This window comes from Methylophaga sp. SB9B (assembly GCF_004832235.1).
GTDB classification, from domain to species: domain Bacteria; phylum Pseudomonadota; class Gammaproteobacteria; order Nitrosococcales; family Methylophagaceae; genus Methylophaga; species Methylophaga muralis.
Genome location: NZ_SSXS01000023.1, coordinates 1 through 1,291, shown reverse-complemented (window position 1 = coordinate 1,291; position 1,291 = coordinate 1). Strand labels below are relative to the sequence as shown.

The 1,291-nt window shown below is 45.2% G+C and carries 1 protein-coding gene and 2 pseudogenes; all 3 read right to left on the bottom strand.

What is annotated here, in order from left to right:
• Positions 1-160: 160 nt before the first annotated feature.
• Complete coding sequence (locus E8Q33_RS14965) at positions 161-952, bottom strand: hypothetical protein (protein ID WP_371413303.1); 792 nt, start codon at positions 950-952, stop codon at positions 161-163.
• Positions 929-1,147 (bottom strand): annotated as a pseudogene (locus tag E8Q33_RS16835) (DNA polymerase IV); the annotation flags it as partial. The gene E8Q33_RS14965 and the pseudogene E8Q33_RS16835, both read right to left, overlap by 24 nt.
• A gap of 22 nt (positions 1,148-1,169) precedes the next feature.
• Positions 1,170-1,291: pseudogene (locus tag E8Q33_RS16315) on the bottom strand (IS3 family transposase); the annotation flags it as partial.

Below are 1,291 nucleotides of genomic sequence, written 5' to 3'. Positions count from 1 at the left end.
CATGCCGTTTGATGGCTTTGATGATTTGTTCTTCGCTGTAACGTTTTTTCATTTTGAGATCTCCAACTCCCATATTTTATTGGAAATCTCATCAATGTCATGGCACTAAATTTGGGGGAAAGGTCATCATCACCATATTGAAAATAGACTCCTCCACACATCAGATCGTTTTCCTATGGCCAGTCGGTTTCCAAGCGGGTGCTATTACATTTGGCATTTCACTACGGCCAATCACTGGCATGGGTGCCACGGTGAATTCGCCATAACGCTCATTAATCTGATCAACTGCCTGGTTAATTTTATCGCGCTTCAGCTGATGAGTATTATCCAAAAACAAATCATGCTGACGGCATTCGGTTGGGTTGAATGCTGTTATTTGCACCTGCCGGGCTTCCTGACCTGCCCAGTGCTTTTGCATAAACTGCCGACCCAGTTCAAATATGACCTGGCCATCATCGGTGGTGTTATCAATTTTGATTTGGGTACCCAGCCAGCCTTCTTCGGTTTTAATACCGATAGAAAAATGATTTGACTGAAAATTATGTCGACGTAGTCGTGTACCCACTTTTTCTGCCATGTGCTGCAGATAAATTAAAACAGTTCGTAAATCACGGGTACCAGGGGGCATTACTTTGCCATGACCAATTGTTTTGGGTGCTTTCACCACGGTTGTTATCGGCTCAGGATCTTTGCCCTGGGCCATTAACCAAATCCGCCTGCCAGGGTTACCAAAACGTTGGGCCAATATGCCAATCGGCAGCTTTTTCATATCGCCGCATTTAAACACACCGTATTTGTTTAAAAAGCTGCCGATACCTTTGGCAATACCGCTAAGCTCGGTGACAGGTTCATCGGCGAGTCTTGCCTCAGCTTCCCAAGGCGCGATAATAGTTAATCCATCAGGCTTAACCAGTTTGGCTGCAAACTTGGCTGTAGTTCTATCGCCACTCACCCCTACACTGCAGGTTAATCCAGAGGCATCACTCACTGTCTTTTTAACCAACTTGCCAATAGCTTCAGGTGTGCCTAATAAACTCTGACATTTCGTTACATCCAGAAACGCTTCATCTACCGAATAGATTTCAAGGTCGGGCGTAATTGTTTCCAGCGCCTGCATAATCTGAGTGGATTTCTCTACGTAACGATGTGGCCGACTGGGTGCTTGGGTTCTACCCCGTTTCTACGGACGGTTTAAAAACGGTTGATAACTTCATATCGTCCTTAGCGACTCGTCTTCTCATCCGAGGATTATGGAATCGCTCAATATAGTCAAATAAATCCGCTTTGGCAG